This window comes from Pseudomonas sp. 9_2_1 (assembly GCF_059295275.1).
Genome location: NZ_CM181239.1, coordinates 2,037,261 through 2,052,707 on the forward strand (window position 1 = coordinate 2,037,261; position 15,447 = coordinate 2,052,707).

The following is a 15,447-nucleotide window of genomic DNA, read 5'->3' on the forward strand; positions in this document are numbered from 1 at the left end:
CCTAGAGTTCTTATCTAAGGTACTTACCTGTTGCATCTTATAACACGGCGACCACCATCCAGGTCATCGCTCCTCAGCAAGACCTCCCGGGAAATTGGCAGAGTGGTTGAATGCACCGGTCTTGAAAACCGGCGAACGTGAGAGCGTTCCCAGGGTTCGAATCCCTGGTTTCCCGCCAAACACAGCAAAATCAAGGGCCTAGAGAAATCTAGGCCCTTTTTTTTCGTCTCGAATTCCTGCCCTCTCAAGCTACCGCCCGTCCATGCAGGCACAAAAAAGAGCGCTCAAATTATCGAATGCAACTTGTGCGGTTGCAGCTTATTTCGCCTTTGTGCACCATGCGCACCGTCGACGAAAGCAGCTGCGCCTTATGAGGATTTTTGAGCAGATGGTGGTATTCACAGATGACGCTAAAGAGGATGTACTTTGAAACGGTCAAATCTTCACGCAACGGGAGGGCGTTCTACAGGCTTTTGTGCGGTGACCCGGCGGTAGCTGAGTTCTTCGATCATTGGACGTATGGCCTAGCAGCCCGGTGCAGCCCTAACACCGTCAAAACCTATAGCGAAGCCGTCAAGCTGTTCCTAGCGTACGTCTATGCAATGGCTCACATAAGAGGAGGTTTGACTAACCTAATCCTTACTGACGCGATTGACAGCTACGAAAGCTATTTGGTGTATGGAAGCGAGAGTTCAGATCCTTATATCAGTGCTGCAGCCCAAATGATCGGCAACAGGTCTATGGGTGGCAGTTCTATCAGGGTACATATCGCAGGGATTAACAACTTCATCGCAGCGAGTGAAAACTTTCGGATATCCCTGCAGCAACTGGTAGAGACTGGATATGTAAGTGATACGCTCGTGGCAACGCTTCCTCTCACAACCAGCCGGCACGCTGGAGCTTCTGTCGGGGTAAAGCGGGCGATTAAGGAAAGCAGTTGGCTGGCAGGTTGTCTTCAGGGGGGCGTGAGGCGTGTGCCAAAAGCCACATTGGTGCCTGTGTCCAAACGCTCCAATGTGACGTACACCGATAGGTTTGGCGGGGATGACCTAGTCTTCCCAATCGATAAATGCCAGGCATTGATCGAGAGCGCCATGTGCTTGCGTGATAAGGTGCTGTGGAGCTTGATCGCGGCGTCAGGCTGCCGAATTTCAGAGGCGTTAACAATCTTTAGAGATGACGTAAAGATCAATCTCGATAAGCCGAGTAAAAGTCGTGTACTGATTGTTGATCCTGCTACTAGACTAAAAGAACTATCGGGGTTTATGGGCGATGCGGCTCTATCTGTATTGAGTCATAAAGGAAGGAGAGTAGCTGAAACGTATCTGATTGAGCCTTTTGCGTCCATGTTTTGGACATACTTGGATGAATATAGTCAGGAGCAGCGTGTATTAGAGTCTTCAAGACATAGGCCCGTAACACACCGATTTCTTTTCAGGAACCTGCTGAATGGAGAACCGATTCCAAGTTCCTATCAAGCGATGTGGGAGCGATTTCATAAGGCGGCTCAAGCGGTAACTGGTAGGGGGTATGGATTTCACTCGCTTAGGCATATGTATGCCTATTACTTAGTGAATCACTGTCCTAATCCCTTCGTGCCAGGAACGTTCGGCTTGGATCTAGCATTTGTAAGGGATGTCATGGGGCATGCCAGCACAAAGACGACCGAAAAATATGCTCGTAAAGATGGCTTTATGTTAGAGGCAACGCTTTCTGCGATGAATCTTTCGCGCATTCGTTCGACTAATCACAGCATTCTAAGTGTTCAGATCCAATATCTTGAGCGCCAGACCGAGTTGCTAAGGCGCTTGTTGGGAGAAGCAGCATGATGGTTTTTAATGATGGTGCGCCACTATGGCTAGTACACGGTGCGAAAGTTGGCATCGCTCTGCATGACGCTATTAGTCGGGTGAGAAAGCTGTACGAACGGTTTGCGCCTCCTTATACCACGCCTGACTCATTTTATCAGGTTAGGACATTTTTCAACGACGCAAATACCAACTTTCTATTATTTAAAGAGGAGGAGGCGAACAAACTTGTCGAGTGTTGCTCGGTCGGGTGCGCAGTACCAATTTCAAAAGCGCACCCTTCGTTCCCATTCTCTACTGCAAAACGAGATCAGTCTGTCACTAATTTTTTCAAGTTGGTGTTTGCTGTGCTGTGGATGGAGAAAAAATTAATACTGCCATTGACGGTGCGCAATGCTTACCATGTCGAGGATCTGTTAGATGCTCTTTCTAACGAATGTTGCGTTCAGTCGCTCATGTCCATTCGCTCCTTAAGGGGGCGAGGCTCTTTATTCTTGAGCGAAAAGCAAGTCCGCAATCATGAGTACAAATCTAACAACTGGCTACGGTTGTTGCTGAGTACGCATATCCACAGCGCGGAAGATTTGACATATGAGTTCTGCTTCAAAATGTGTCTTAGCGGAGGGCGCAGAGATGCACCATTGGCCAGATTTGCCGTCGTGGAATTTCTTCTTCTGCTGTGTAATAGCGATCCTGAAAAGATAGCCTTAGTTGAGCGGGCGAAGACAGCAGTCGAAAAGCTCCGTAAAAACCCTAAGAAGCCTCTCAGTTCCGTGACGGCCTCTGGCCGCGTAATCGATCAAATTTTGGCCTACGGTGAAGGGACGGATGTATCTCCCGAAGAAATGATCAACACTGTAGTCATGCCAGGTACCATCAAACTTGTCTACAGCATGGAGCCTGGAGAGCAATCGCCTTTATATGCGATGCTTCCAGAGGTTGTGACCAAATTTTGTGAGCAGATAAATGCGGTTTTTCGTTCGTTTACAATGTCGAAGCGGTTGCAGAATGATAAGAACGAAGTGTTCGCTTTAAATTTGCTCTTGAGTTATCTAACGGCCTATTTACCGAATTTCTTTATTCGGCGTGACGCTAGTTTGAAAGGGTATCCAAAAAATTTTAACGAGTTTTCATGCGTAATCTACTTTACACGGGAATACACTTTTATTGATGGCTATGGCAATTATGAAGCTGCGCCGCCTATGTCGTTCCTGAAATTTCTTTCCATTTATTCTCGCATTCATAACTACAGTCCGGAGACACATTATCAAAGGGTGAAAACCTACGATGACTTCTGTGATTTTGTTGTGCGGACTCAATTGTCTCATGAGAATGCTGAGAAATTTGTAAATACCTTTAGCACCGCATGCTATCCAAAAATTCAGGGGCGTGTTAGCACGGCCAAAAGGCCGATTCCGCGAGCTTATTTCAAAGTTTTCTTGGATATGCTGTATTCGTTGGAATATCTAATGATGCATCTGAACGAGATGGCTTCGGGAGTGATGCCTGGTGTGTTAGAAGGCCGCCTGCATTGTCCCACTCTGTTCGAGCTTCAAGAGGTTGCAGCGTGGGAATCGATCTGGGGGAAGTCAGGGAAAGCCTTTGGCCTGATAGATCTCAGTGTGTTGAACTATTGTCCAATTTTTTACCAGGACGGAAAGGTTTATCGGTTTGAGTTTATTCCTCGCTTTTACCAATTGTCGCGATATGAACTGAAAGGAAAGGGAATTGTAGAGAGGGTCGTTCCCAATCATGTAAGAGTTACTATTCTCATGTCCGAGACCGGGCTTAGGCAGCATCACCTTATCTGGCTGGATAAGGATCGCTTTGATCAAGCGTATGACCCCACCTGCGGTAGTCTATTGGCGCCACTCTTTGTGAGCAGTGATAAGGCTCACGGAGAGTGGACTGCGATCATCAATAAACATATCTTTGCGTTGCTCGAACGACAGAGGGATTGGTACGATCAGTGTATTTCCAAGGAGTATCAAGAACCCCTTCCTTACGGGATGAGCGAAGGGTCTCGCTTCGGCAGCTACAAACCTTTATTCAGGGCTCCAAATGAGGCCCCCACTACTTGGGCGAATTATCGTTTCTTTCCCCGTTATTTGGCAATGTTGCAATATGCGATCGTAAACCAATTCGACAATGACTCTCTTCCTGATCTTGTTTATGTCAAGGGGAAGCTAAAAGGAGATGATCGTGAGCGACTTCATTATACGGAAGACCTAATCAAAAATATTGGGCTTCACCGTATTGGGAGTGTTCATACGCCTCACAGTTTGCGTGCTGGGTTCATCACAGAAGCATTGCGATTCTTGCCACCAGATTTGATTGGTACTCATCTCACTGGGCAAACCGCGCAATTGGTATGGTATTACAGGGTGTTTGACCGGGACTCGATTCCGGATCACCAAGCGCTGCTGGCAAGCTATTTGACGAAAAACACTCAGCGACTGGAGGCCGGCGAGGCGCCAGAGTTGGCAGAGGCTATCCACCTGATCAACGAGAGGTTACGCACCGATATTGAGAAAGATCCTGTGAAGGCGATCGATACACATCGATTGATTAGTATCGTGGGCGTACAGGAGGACAAGACTGGTGTAGAGCTTCTGAGAGCGAAGAAAGAAACGGAGCTTGCCTTCAATGCTGGGCATATCTGTGCATTCGGGAATCGTTGTCCCAAGGAGATTGTAGTGCAATATGGGCTTAATAAGCCTTGCTCTATTTGCCCTTACGCTATGCGCGGTGTAGTACATCTGCCGGCTGTTAGTGCGGAGAAAGACAGATGTAAAGAACACATGGTAGCGGTGGTCAAGAAAATCAGCCATTACAAACGACTTAAGAAGAGTCCGGTGAGCCGCGGAACTATTGATCGCCTTGAGCAGGAGCATGATCATTACGCACGTGAAGCTTTCGCTCTGGAGGCAATTGAACAGCAGCTCTACAAGATGGCCTCCGAGGGACAAAACGCTAGCTACTTCGCCAAGGATGGGGCTACCGTGGTCGGCCATTTGCGACGAGTGGAGCTTTCGAACGCTGAGCATCTGGTGAAGCGCATCGTTGATGTACAGAATTTTCCTGAGACCTCTAGTCCGGAACTAGACACTAAATTCGCCTATTTGCGAGCGATATTACAGATGCACGAAGGAGATCTATGCAGCCTCATGCAGATCAGCGAGGGCTTGCCTGGTATCCAACTGGCTTCCCAAATCAGCAGTATGATAAATTCCGGAGCTTTGGACGTCATGGACGTCTATAGGGTCGGGCAGATGGCTGACACTCCAGCCAGTCCCGGAAGACCCAATACTTTTATTCAGGATAGTATTGGATTTAAGGCTCGGGAGGAAAGAGGTATTGGTTCAGAGAAAGGACACCTTCGTCGCTTATCGTCAAGCTCAGAAGAAACAGAGAGTTGAGTTAATAGCTCAAGCTCTGAAGATTCTCTCCAATGGCAAGTACGCGAATCTATCGCGTCTCGCGAAAGATGTATCAAAACTAGTTTCTGAGTTTGAGCTCCAACGTCATCTCTCGCTCGATGAGGGCGAGAGAGGCGAGGTTTTCAAACCGATGAGTCATGTTACGTTGTTGCGTAGTGATGACTATCGCCCACTTTTAGAAAAGGCATTAGCAATATCCCCAAAGGTTTCCCAAAAAACGGAAATTAGTATATCCGAGCTAGAGGCGTGTAAAATCAGAATAATGAGTTTAGAGACTCAAAATCAGCTTCTTAAGGAGAAGATACGGGCAATTGATTTGGGTATGACCTCTGAAGCTAGTTTTGCGCGTTTGGGTTCTAGTGCATCTGTAGATTCGAGGGTCTTTTATCAGAAGCTAGAATTGCTTCTGGCAATTTTGGATGGAGTTCAAGAGCAAGTTAACAAAGCATTCAAGACGGTGCTTGAAGGCGATGAAACTGACTATTACCCCAAGGCAGGTTTGTATGGGCCGAGCGGTATTATTGTAGAGCTTTCAGCTTTGCATGAGCTGAGCTCGATTCGTCAGGAGGTCATTGAATGGTTTGAACGAAATTCTGAGTGAAGGGTTGGTTAAGGCAAGTATGAATGATCATACTTGTCAAATTGGCGTGCCGCTTTATGATTTCTTATGACTTACTGTTTTTCAGTGATTAGGTCGAGGTGGCAGTGGCTGGTGGTGGGTTTTTATTTTCGCACTGATCGGCTCTAAAGGTTGATCCGGCAAATAGCTTTCTTCGGGGCAAGAATCGTCTTCGTTGTTCAACCCTGTTAGACCTTCTCAGCCGCCCCGTCGCAGACGCTACTACGACCTGGAGCCTGCGTGCTTGTCACTCGAGTCACTTTGGATCTAAGCGAACGGGGCGCGGGGTATAAAGGCTGAGCAACCATGGCCAGCTGGCAAAAGCCAGCGGGGGCTCTTGTATATTTCATCTTTATCATAATTGACCAAGAAGCTATGATAGCGACTCTACATCCTCCTCCTGTGCAGATCACCTCCAATCCATCTTCTCCTATGGTCGACTGGCAGCCTGGCAGCCCGATTCCTTGTGACAACTATGTGGATAACCGTGACACTCCTCCCGAAGAGCTGTCTTTCCTGGATGTCCAGAGAATCTGGTGGATAGTTGCCTCAAGATTCGAGTATGGGCAGCTTCGAGATGCACTACTGCCTGTTATCACGTTTCGCCACGATTGGGGTTGTTTTATTTATCAGCCAATTGCTGAGCTTGCGGGGAGATGTTGTTATCCGAAACCTGTGATAAAGTTACTAACCGAGCTTCTCCCAAAAGGCGTCATTATTTCAGTAGACGACGAGGGGAGTCGAATGAGCGAGGTATACAACATGCTTATCATTCAGGCTGACATTTGGCACGAACTTACTTGGAAAGCTTTCGAGCTCTGTCCGTTAGAGGCTTTATCTGATGAGCTACTCGAAATTCGACTTGCACGTGATATTGGTCTTTAGGCAATTCAAGCTAACTTTGCCATCGCAAATGTCGCCGCTTCAAGCATTATTCGGCGCCTAAACAGGATACTCTTGACCCAGCACGTTTTTGAATCCGTTCACGCCTCCGCCGTTTTTTGTACGCGCGCAGACCTCCTAGACAGCATGGTGCTATTTGGCTGCTTTTTGGAATCACTCGTTTCGACTCAACAGTCTGCATCTAGGCGGCCTCCGCCCAATCCAACAGTTCCTCTAACCCGGATTTCTTCACTTTCTGCTCCATTTCATAACTTTCAAACATCTCCCCATCTACCAACGAAACCAGGTGCTAAAAGAACCGGTAATTCTTCTGGTCGAGGTGCTGCCAGTCACTCGTGACGTCGCGGGGTAGGGGAGAGCTCGTTAAAACCGACTGCGGGATGAAGAACGGGCAGAACATCTCGCTGGTCACATCGAACCCGTCACGGCTCGCAGTCTTGGCGAAGTCCATGCACATCAGGCTAGGTCGATGCAGCACCTGCACTGGGGCTTGGAGCACGTTGCTCTCGTTCAGTTGCTGAGTCCCCCAGTTGTCAAAGCTGCTGGCGAACTCGTCGGGCACCACGTATACATCTGGGAAAAACCGAGTGAGCAAGCCATTCGGATCCGGCTTCAACGGCTCCTGCCCTTGTGATTCAAAAAAGAAGTCCTGGGCGATGCTGTTGCAGACATCTTTTCAGGCGTAGAAGCTTTGCGATCGCCGCTAGATTCCTTGCGATTGATGCTTTGCCGACGCCGCCCTTGATATTGACAATGCCGATGATGAACCTGCCGTTCGGCAACCTTATCCATGATCGTTCTTCGCGGATCAGCTTTGAGCGCACGAGCTCAGCGATCCATCCCATCGGAAACGGGTCGACTGGCGTGGTGTCGTTCAACAGTCCACTGATGGTTCTGGGACAGTGCGCTTACCGTCTTCCCGCAGCACGCTGACCTTGTCGACCAGAGCCACACCGCTGAGCTCTAGGTAGTTCATGGTGCGTTTCAGCAGAATTGCATTAATAATTGCCTTTATCTTCGATCAATTGTCGACCCTATGAAATTGACCATAGATCAGAGAGCAAAAAGGGGCACTCAGTGCCAGAGCAAGTGAACCGTACCCTTGCTCAACCGAAGCTCCCGGGCCGTTGCAGATTGGGACATGCCTTTGGCCTTGCACGCCTGCACCCGCGCTAGCTTCTCCGCATCTGCTGGCCGGTGAGGTTTACGCTTCACAAGCTTTCCTTCAACTAGATGCGCCCGAATCACCTCAAGCTTCACGGCTTCACCCAGTTCATGGATTTCATCGTGGGCCCGCTGCAGGGCTTCGTCAGCGGAGCACTCGTCGTGAGCGGATAGGGTGAGGGCAATCAGCGTCAGCGGCGACAGGCCAAGGCTGAGCGCGAGTTCATTCAGCTTGTCCAAGCTTACGTTGGAGCTGCCATTTTCCAGGTGACCCAGGTAGGTGCGGGATGTGGCGGTGGCCACGTTTTCCTGCGTGCGAGACTGTGCCTCGCGGACGGATCGAAGCATTGCAGCAAATGCCGGCTTCAGCGACATCGGATCGCCTCCCGAAAAGAGAAGGATCTGGCCATGTTGCTGCGTTCAGTTACACCGTATATAGTTACCGTAATTGAGCAGGTTGGCAGACTCGTTTCGGCCAGGCATTGAGCTGCAGAGGACATCCTTCTTTTGCCGAGTAGATTGTTGGATAGGTGACGACTTCAATTTACCCCTAAATCGATCGTCTGGCAGAGCAGCGTTTAACGGCGTAGCAGAACAGGGTCAACGGCCCAGCAAGTCAGCGGCAACGGCCAGGCCGACGCGCCGCATTGATGTGAACGAGGTGAACGTGAAACTCCGTCTGTACAGCGACCTACATATCGAATTTCAGCTGTTCCATAGGGGCCTTGAAATGTCCAGCGATTTTGAGCTTTTGGCCAGCCAGCAGTCACCGATGGAAACGGCACCCGGGCCAGTGCCTGCCACCGTGGAGCGGGCGATGGCCACAAATTTTGGTATCCCAATAACAGGCTTTCTCTGTAGTGCTGTCTTCGATCCGTCAATCAATTGCATAGTGGGCATTGTGTATCGCGAGAGCCGCGGCCGGTTCCGAGATGGTTCGACAATCCGAACGTCTCCATTGGGACGGCGCCTAGAGCATGGTGCGTACCATCTGTTTGAGACGAGAAATGGAAGCGTCTATGTCGTTTGCGACTGGGCGCTGGAAGGTGGAAGCCCTCAGTTCGAGGGCGCCCTTCACTAAGGCCGGCATATCCCGCAACGAAGCGATGCAAGATGTAGCGCGCTAAGACGAAACAGGTAGGTACAGTGGAAGCAGCGTTGGTAGCAGACTTTTTATCCGGATACAGCTTTCCCCTGGAAGGGGATGGCCAACCAGATGACGTGATTGTGGATACGGCATGGACAAATAATCAGAGCCGACCATTTTATGTTGTCCGGGATTGGCTCCTACTCGACATCATGGTGCCTAGCGATGTTGAAGATGATCTCAATGCTATGGGACTACAGCCAACGGTGGTTTTTGCCAATACTGTGGTGTACGACAGTAAAGTTCGAGGCTCCCGAGCAGGTGCAATTCGCTCTAGCTTCCAGCGTGTACTAGATGATTGCACTTTTGAAAGCATGAATACGAGTTACATCTTAGCCGGGCCAGGGATAAGAAAACATGTGAGCCTTCCTGCACTCCTAGCCTTGGAAAATGCCTAAACGCAACCAATTCGCCATACGCCCAAGAGATGATGATCATAAGGTGAAGGAGTCATGAAGACGGGAATGAATTTTGAGGAGCTGATTCGACGTCAGGCCGAGCAGGTGTTTGGCAGCAAAGCCAAGGCCGATTCCTGGTTGATTCGGCCCTTGTTAGAGTTCGGTGGTGTTGCTGCGTTGGAGCTTGCCCGCGATGAGGCTGGATATCAAATGGTGAAAGATGTGCTTGAGCGAATTGACCACGGCTACGCCTGCTGATCGAAGCATAGGCGTTGGCCTGGTTGACCTACGGTCTCTAGCTACAGGGGAGCCTACCCTCTAAATGGTGTTCGCATGTAGCAATAAAATGGAGGCCGCCGGGCAGTGTGTTGCGCGATTTGCCATTGAAACTAGCGTGCTCATCCTATTGAAGGGGGCGGCATGAAAGCCAAGTATAATGAGTGGGCCCGGTTTTGTCTGCGTCATCGACAAATAGAAGATGGCGCGGTGTTTGACTGTGCGCCCGTTGAGCTTCCCAAAATCGGCAAGCCCACGGAAATTCGAGTTGCCGCCAGATTTTCGCACGGTAAGCAAATGAGTTGCTCGCTGTTCTTCGCACCGTTGGACGAGAGCGATCCGTTCCCTGTCGCTTCTCGTTACAGTCGGGCTCTTGAGGGCTTGAGAGAGGGGCGCTGCTTGTTAGTTCCTATTTCCGAAGACGTGGCGTGGACACGTAATGTATGGCCTGCGACGATTGAAGAGCTGAATGCTTTCGTTGCTAATTTGACTGATTCTCCACGATATTTTGAGGCGTGGGTCATGCAAGAGCATAGAGAGTCAAATCAGCTTTTAATGGTGGTTGTAACTCAAGGTGATGTGTGTCACGGATATTTGCTGGGGTTTCCGAGAGCTGCTGGGTTAGGTGGGGTTCGTGTGATCCCTATTTATTTTGAACGAGTTGCTGAATTAGCGCGTCAACCACCTGTTCTAGTTAAGCTAGAGCTTCACGTTAAACATCTGGAGACTCTACTAAAACATGCTCGCCAGTTTCAGCCGTCGTCTGACGATGCTCAGGAGGAGAGACGGTTGAGAGAAGCGCTCTATGAGCTGGCTAATGCCTTAGAAAATTCTGCGTCTTCCTGTCTGGCAAAAGGCGCCTGATCCACTTGAAAGGTGGACACTTGTCAGGCCCCATCGTGAGCTCTTGGTGAACCACGATGTCCAGGTTGGCCTTGGTCAGATTGACCGACTTGAAGCCTGGGAAGTCACCGATCACGAGGCGCTCAGGTAGCAGCTCCGACACCTCCCGATCTGACACCCAGGCACGTGCAGTCAGATTAGAAAATCCCATTAGGCCACTGGTGCAGCGCTCCTCTTCTAAGTCGTCATTGTGAGCGCTCTTTTCTCAGAACCTACCCGCTACCGACGGCGCGATAAATGCGGATTGATAAACGATATGCATCAATGGATGAAAACATATCACTTAACGTTTCAAGATGTGTCGAACAAACTCTACGGTCTCAAAAGCCTACAAGCACATAAATAAGATCGCTGGAGAACACTCATGCAAGGCACATCCCATCCCCAGGCGGCTTACGCCAAATCCCGGGCTGGGGCGGTATTCCGGGTCACCTCTGGAAACTTCCTTGAGCAATTTGACTTTTTTCTTTTCGGATTCTATGCCACTCAGATCGCTACGGCTTTCTTCCCTTCCACCAGCGAGTTCGCATCGCTAATGATGACGTTTGCAGTATTCGGAGCAGGCTTCCTTATGAGGCCGCTCGGTGCTGTGATTCTAGGTGCGTACATTGATGATGTGGGGCGCCGCAAAGGCCTCATTGTCACGCTGTCAATCATGGCAAGCGGTACGCTATTAATAGTACTGGTGCCGGGATATTCGATTATCGGCTTGTGGGCACCAGCATTGGTCTTGCTGGGCCGATTGCTGCAAGGCTTTTCAGCGGGCGCGGAGCTGGGAGGTGTTTCTGTTTATCTTGCCGAAATGGCGACGCCAGGACGTAAAGGCTTTTTCACCAGTTGGCAATCGGGTAGCCAGCAGGTAGCAATTGTTGTCGCAGCCGCCCTAGGATACGGGTTAAATCAATGGCTACAGCCGGCCGAGATCAGTGAGTGGGGCTGGCGTCTTCCTTTTGCGGTCGGTTGCTTGATTGTCCCGTTTATTTTTTTGCTGCGTCGGAGCCTTCAAGAGACTGAAGAGTTTGCTACCCGCAAGCATCGACCCACGATGAAACAGGTTTTCACTACGCTGCTGCAAAACTGGGGAATCGTGCTGGCAGGCATGATGATGGTGGCGATGACGACGACCGCGTTCTACCTGATCACTGTCTACGCGCCGACCTTTGGTAAGACCGTCCTGAACCTCAGCACCACTGATGCTTTGCTGGTGACCTTACTGGTTGGGGTATCCAATTTCTTCTGGCTTCCCATCGGTGGAGCGCTCAGCGACAAATTTGGGCGAAAACCACTTTTGGTGGCAATGACACTCCTGACGATTGTGACGGCTTATCCTGCCTTGTCTTTCCTCGCACAAGCTCCGAGTTTTGCTCGCATGCTCGAAGTCTTGTTGTGGTTCTCATTTCTATATGCCCTCTACAACGGTGCAATGATTCCGGCACTCACCGAGATCATGCCCGTGGAGGTTCGGGTGGCTGGTTTTTCTCTGGCCTATAGCCTCGCAACTGCAGTGTTCGGAGGCTTTACCCCCGCGATGTCAACCTGGCTGATTCACCTGACGGGCGACAAAGCCGCTCCCGCTTACTGGATGACATTCGCTGCTGGCTGCGCGTTGATTGCCACCCTCGGGCTATACCGACACCTGTCAGTCCGTACTCGACTTGCCGTGTAATTAAGGAAAAGAGTGAATGAAACGGTTGAATTATTCCCCTCTAGCCGCCCTGGTCTTGAGTTACCTGACGGTGAGCACCTTCGTACAAGCTGACGAACTGAAAGTCATGACGTCAGGCGGTTTCACCGCAGCATACAAATTGCTAGGGCCTCAGTATGCCGCTTCCTCGGGGGATACTCTGAAAACCATTCTGGGCCCATCCATGGGTAAGGCTCCCGAGGCTATTCCAAATCGGTTGGTTCGCGGTCAGCACGCCGATGTGGTCATCATGGTAGGTTACGCCCTGGACGATTTGATCAAACAAGGGAAGGTCGACCCAGCCTCCCGCGTAGAGCTGGCCGACTCCCGAATAGGCATGTCTGTCAAGGAAGGTGCGGCGAAGCCGTCAATTGCCACTGATGCCGAGCTGAAAAACGTACTGCTGAATGCCAAGTCTGTTGCCTATTCCGACAGCGCGAGTGGTGTGTACATCGAGAAGGAGTTGTTCAAAAAGCTGGGCATCCAGAAGCAGCTCGCTGCCAAGAGCAAAATGATCGAGCGCATCCCTGTTGCCTCTGTAATCGCCAAGGGAGAATACGAAATCGGTTTTCAACAGGTAGCCGAGCTGCTGCCCATACCAGGTGCGCAATTTGTTTCCAAAATTCCTGAGGACTTACAGTCGGTTACTCGCTACGCCGCAGGGATTCCTGTGAATGCTGATCACCCGGAGAAGGCCAAGGCATTACTGAATTACTTGGCATCTCCTGTAGCTCAAGAAACGGTCAACTCGACGGGCCTGGATTCAGTTCTGAAATAGCAGGGGCATTTCCCTGACCAGCTTCTCTAACTCGATGGCCGCCGGGGTCAGCTTACGACCCCGGCGTTTAAGCAGCCCGACGTTGCGCACCACTTCTGGCTCTACCAGGGGAATCCCAGTGAGTATGGAGTGTGACTTGCCCGGCATGGCGATTGAGGGAACCGCAGCAACTCCTAGCCCAGTTTCGACCATTCCGATCATGGTAGTGACATGACGAGTCTCGCAAACGCTAGGCTGTTTAGGATGAATCCGGATCAATGCTTGGTCTAGAACCAGGCGATTGCCGGATGTCTTGTCCAACGTGATGTAGTCATACTCGAACATCTCCTCCCAGCTTACATTTTCCCGACTGGCGAGGGCGTGATCACGCCGGCACGCCATGACGTAGCGCTCCTGGAGTAGAGGCTGGAAATCGATCTCAGGGGCAAGGTTTCCACTAAAGCTCATTCCGAAATCAGCTTCGCCGAAAGCCACGGCTATGTTTACGTCGTTAGCGCTTGCATCCAAAACACGCACCCTGATCTTGGGATAGTCGCGTCTGAACGTACTGATGACATTGGGCATGAAGTAATAAGCAGTCGAGGGGACACACGCTATGGTCACGCTTCCCATGCGTGATGATCCCGCATCGCCAACAGTCATTAGCGCTATATCAACGTCATCCAGCACTCTCTCTGCTTGCGGGAGAAAAGCGCGCCCCACTGTGGTCAAGCTGACTTTTCGGGTAGTGCGCTCGAAGAGCTTTACATTGAGAGCGGACTCAAGCTTTTCGATCCGCCGACTGAGTGCAGGCTGGGTTATCCGGATAGAGTCGGCAGCTTTGCGAAAGCTGCCATTTTCTGCCACGGCTCGAAAGGCTTGTAGGTCATTGAGATCAAGGTTGATGGACATCGGTACGCCAAATTGATTGATAGAGTCTGAACATTGTTCGTTTCATCGCGTAGGTCATGCCGGCTGACGTGTTGTAGATGCGGACAGGTGCGTCGGTTTTTTTTCATCTAGGCGGATCCTACTCACGTGACGACTCGCGAAGAATGCGAGTATTGCGGCGATGAAGAAAAAAATGGCCATGAATAAAAGGCCGACCCGGCTGTTGCCGGTCACGTCTTGAAAGAACCCCAGCGTAAATGGGCCTATGAGCCCGCTGAGATTGCCCACTGAGTTGATCATGGCAATGGCAATCGCAGCTGTGGCAGCCGAAAAGGTGGTCGAGGGCATTGTCCAGAATAAGGGGACTGATGCCTGCATACCGGCGGCTGCCAGGCTCAAGCCAATCAAGGCCATGACTGGCGACTGGGTAGCCGCTCCGATCAGTAGCCCGCATCCTGCGGCAACTAAGCAGATGAGCATGTGCCATTTGCGGTCTCCCGTACGCTCGGAGCTTTTACCGATCAGATAGATCGCAACACCCGCTAAGAGCCATGGAATAGCGGCAATAAATCCGGCCTTCACAGGCGTGACCTGAAAACGCTCCTGAATGATTTGGGGAAGGAAGTAAGTCACTGACCAGAAGCCAATCAACATGCAAAAGTAAACTGCCGCCAGTGCCCATGCCACTTTGCTACCAAACACCATAGGAAGGTGTTTGAGCTCACTGACCGCGTGCCCTTCAGGTTGCGTCACTTTCCCCTGCAAATATGCGCGTTCTTCTTGGGTAAGCCATTTGGCCTTAGAGGGGCCGTCCACCATCACAAAAAAAACGTAGATGCCGAGCGCCACCGCCGGCAGCCCTTGCAGCACAAACGCCCATCGCCAGCCCTCTAGGCCAGCCCACCCATCGAGTAGAAGCAGGCTTGAAGTGAAAACTGACGCTAGGGCGAGAGAGACTGGGATACCTATTTCAAGAATTGAGTAGGATCGTCCCAATGCTCGGGGTGGATACCAGAGGGTGAGGTAGAAAAGGACGCCAGGGAAAAACCCGGCTTCGGCAACCCCAAGCAGGACTCTCAGCGTGAACAGTGAAGTCTGTCCATGCACGGTTGCCATGATGATCGTGATGATGCCCCAACTGACCATGATGCGAGCGATCCATCGCCTGGCACCGAAGTGAGTCATGGCCATGTTGGAGGGGATTTCAAAAAAGAGGTAACCCAGGTAGAACAACCCAGCTGCTAACCCGAAGGCCGTAGCATTCAAGCCCAGAGTTTCTGACATGGGTTTGAAAAGGACTCCCAGATTGGCTCGATCTACGTACGAAATGAAGAGGCCAAGTATCAGCACCGGCATCAGCCGATAGCTGACCTTTTTGAGAATCTGTTTTTCTAGAAGGGCATCTGGAGGCGCATCAAACGTGTTGTGTGGCATCGCATATTTCTCAATGTTGTTGT

Annotated in this window: 14 protein-coding genes and 1 tRNA gene; 10 read left to right on the plus strand and 5 right to left on the minus strand. The window is 50.7% G+C overall.

Annotated features, from left to right (window positions below; all coding sequences use genetic code 11):
- Positions 1 to 88 precede the first annotated feature (88 nt).
- The 5 genes from AC5O5I_RS09065 (at position 89) to AC5O5I_RS09085 (ending at position 6,752) form a co-directional block, all read left to right on the plus strand.
- Positions 89 to 178 (plus strand) — tRNA-Ser (locus tag AC5O5I_RS09065).
- A gap of 445 nt (positions 179 to 623) precedes the next feature.
- Positions 624 to 1,829, plus strand: a complete 1,206-nt coding sequence (locus AC5O5I_RS09070; protein WP_494512376.1) for a tyrosine-type recombinase/integrase — start codon at positions 624 to 626, stop codon at positions 1,827 to 1,829.
- Entirely contained in the window at positions 1,826 to 5,227 is a 3,402-nt protein-coding gene (locus AC5O5I_RS09075; protein WP_494512377.1) for a hypothetical protein, read from the plus strand. The genes AC5O5I_RS09070 and AC5O5I_RS09075 overlap by 4 nt, the downstream gene beginning before the upstream one ends.
- Positions 5,166 to 5,849: a hypothetical protein gene (locus AC5O5I_RS09080; protein ID WP_494512378.1), complete on the plus strand. Its 684-nt coding sequence runs from the start codon at positions 5,166 to 5,168 to the stop codon at positions 5,847 to 5,849. The genes AC5O5I_RS09075 and AC5O5I_RS09080 overlap by 62 nt, the downstream gene beginning before the upstream one ends.
- Before the next feature lie 324 nt (positions 5,850 to 6,173).
- Positions 6,174 to 6,752 (plus strand): hypothetical protein, encoded by a 579-nt coding sequence (locus tag AC5O5I_RS09085; protein WP_494512379.1) that lies wholly within the window; start codon positions 6,174 to 6,176, stop codon positions 6,750 to 6,752.
- A gap of 307 nt (positions 6,753 to 7,059) precedes the next feature.
- Here the strand turns inward: AC5O5I_RS09085 and AC5O5I_RS09090 are convergent, their stop codons facing one another.
- The 3 genes from AC5O5I_RS09090 to AC5O5I_RS09100 all read right to left on the minus strand — a co-directional run bounded on the left by AC5O5I_RS09090 (position 7,060) and on the right by AC5O5I_RS09100 (position 8,309).
- Positions 7,060 to 7,386, minus strand: coding sequence for a hypothetical protein (locus AC5O5I_RS09090; protein WP_494512380.1), 327 nt, complete (start codon positions 7,384 to 7,386; stop codon positions 7,060 to 7,062).
- 19 nt (positions 7,387 to 7,405) lie between these two features.
- Complete coding sequence (locus AC5O5I_RS09095; RefSeq protein WP_494512381.1) at positions 7,406 to 7,648, minus strand: hypothetical protein; 243 nt, start codon at positions 7,646 to 7,648, stop codon at positions 7,406 to 7,408.
- Between the two features lie 196 nt (positions 7,649 to 7,844).
- A complete protein-coding gene (locus AC5O5I_RS09100; protein ID WP_494512382.1) occupies positions 7,845 to 8,309 on the minus strand; it encodes a helix-turn-helix domain-containing protein in 465 nt (154 codons plus the stop codon).
- Between the two features lie 771 nt (positions 8,310 to 9,080).
- Between AC5O5I_RS09100 and AC5O5I_RS09105 the strand changes: the two genes are divergently transcribed.
- The 5 genes from AC5O5I_RS09105 to AC5O5I_RS09125 all read left to right on the plus strand — a co-directional run bounded on the left by AC5O5I_RS09105 (position 9,081) and on the right by AC5O5I_RS09125 (position 13,120).
- Positions 9,081 to 9,479: a DUF6957 family protein gene (locus AC5O5I_RS09105; RefSeq protein WP_494512383.1), complete on the plus strand. Its 399-nt coding sequence runs from the start codon at positions 9,081 to 9,083 to the stop codon at positions 9,477 to 9,479.
- A 54-nt stretch (positions 9,480 to 9,533) separates the two neighbouring features.
- On the plus strand, positions 9,534 to 9,737 hold the full coding sequence (locus AC5O5I_RS09110; RefSeq protein WP_494512384.1) for an antitoxin Xre/MbcA/ParS toxin-binding domain-containing protein: 204 nt from the start codon (positions 9,534 to 9,536) through the stop codon (positions 9,735 to 9,737).
- Between the two features lie 162 nt (positions 9,738 to 9,899).
- The gene (locus AC5O5I_RS09115) at positions 9,900 to 10,619 is read left to right on the plus strand and encodes a hypothetical protein (protein WP_494512385.1); all 720 of its coding nucleotides are present in this window, start codon (positions 9,900 to 9,902) and stop codon (positions 10,617 to 10,619) included.
- A gap of 403 nt (positions 10,620 to 11,022) precedes the next feature.
- A complete protein-coding gene (locus tag AC5O5I_RS09120) occupies positions 11,023 to 12,324 on the plus strand; it encodes an MFS transporter (RefSeq protein ID WP_494512386.1) in 1,302 nt (433 codons plus the stop codon).
- A 16-nt stretch (positions 12,325 to 12,340) separates the two neighbouring features.
- Positions 12,341 to 13,120 (plus strand): substrate-binding domain-containing protein, encoded by a 780-nt coding sequence (locus tag AC5O5I_RS09125; RefSeq protein WP_494512387.1) that lies wholly within the window; start codon positions 12,341 to 12,343, stop codon positions 13,118 to 13,120.
- On the opposite strand, the gene AC5O5I_RS09130 is transcribed toward AC5O5I_RS09125, so the two are convergent.
- Together AC5O5I_RS09130 and AC5O5I_RS09135 are read right to left on the minus strand one after the other, a co-directional pair.
- The gene (locus tag AC5O5I_RS09130; RefSeq protein WP_494512388.1) at positions 13,106 to 14,011 is read right to left on the minus strand and encodes a LysR family transcriptional regulator; all 906 of its coding nucleotides are present in this window, start codon (positions 14,009 to 14,011) and stop codon (positions 13,106 to 13,108) included. The two genes, AC5O5I_RS09125 and AC5O5I_RS09130, sit on opposite strands and share 15 nt — an antisense overlap.
- Positions 14,012 to 14,065: 54 nt before the next feature.
- Positions 14,066 to 15,424 carry an MFS transporter gene (locus AC5O5I_RS09135; RefSeq protein ID WP_494512389.1) on the minus strand — a complete coding sequence of 453 codons (1,359 nt, stop codon included), beginning with the start codon at positions 15,422 to 15,424 and terminating at the stop codon, positions 14,066 to 14,068.
- Between the last annotated feature and the right edge of the window lie 23 nt (positions 15,425 to 15,447).

Bases quoted from the DNA above. Each gene is read 5' to 3' on its own strand.
- AC5O5I_RS09075 (WP_494512377.1), top strand. From the start codon at position 1,826: ATGATGGTTTTTAATGATGGTGCGCCACTATGGCTAGTACACGGTGCG.
- AC5O5I_RS09085 (WP_494512379.1), top strand. From the start codon at position 6,174: ATGGCCAGCTGGCAAAAGCCAGCGGGGGCTCTTGTATATTTCATCTTT.
- AC5O5I_RS09100 (WP_494512382.1), bottom strand. From the start codon at position 8,309: ATGTCGCTGAAGCCGGCATTTGCTGCAATGCTTCGATCCGTCCGCGAG.
- AC5O5I_RS09110 (WP_494512384.1), top strand. From the start codon at position 9,534: ATGAAGACGGGAATGAATTTTGAGGAGCTGATTCGACGTCAGGCCGAG.
- AC5O5I_RS09115 (WP_494512385.1), top strand. From the start codon at position 9,900: ATGAAAGCCAAGTATAATGAGTGGGCCCGGTTTTGTCTGCGTCATCGA.
- AC5O5I_RS09120 (WP_494512386.1), top strand. From the start codon at position 11,023: ATGCAAGGCACATCCCATCCCCAGGCGGCTTACGCCAAATCCCGGGCT.
- AC5O5I_RS09125 (WP_494512387.1), top strand. From the start codon at position 12,341: ATGAAACGGTTGAATTATTCCCCTCTAGCCGCCCTGGTCTTGAGTTAC.
- AC5O5I_RS09130 (WP_494512388.1), bottom strand. From the start codon at position 14,011: ATGTCCATCAACCTTGATCTCAATGACCTACAAGCCTTTCGAGCCGTG.
- AC5O5I_RS09135 (WP_494512389.1), bottom strand. From the start codon at position 15,424: ATGCCACACAACACGTTTGATGCGCCTCCAGATGCCCTTCTAGAAAAA.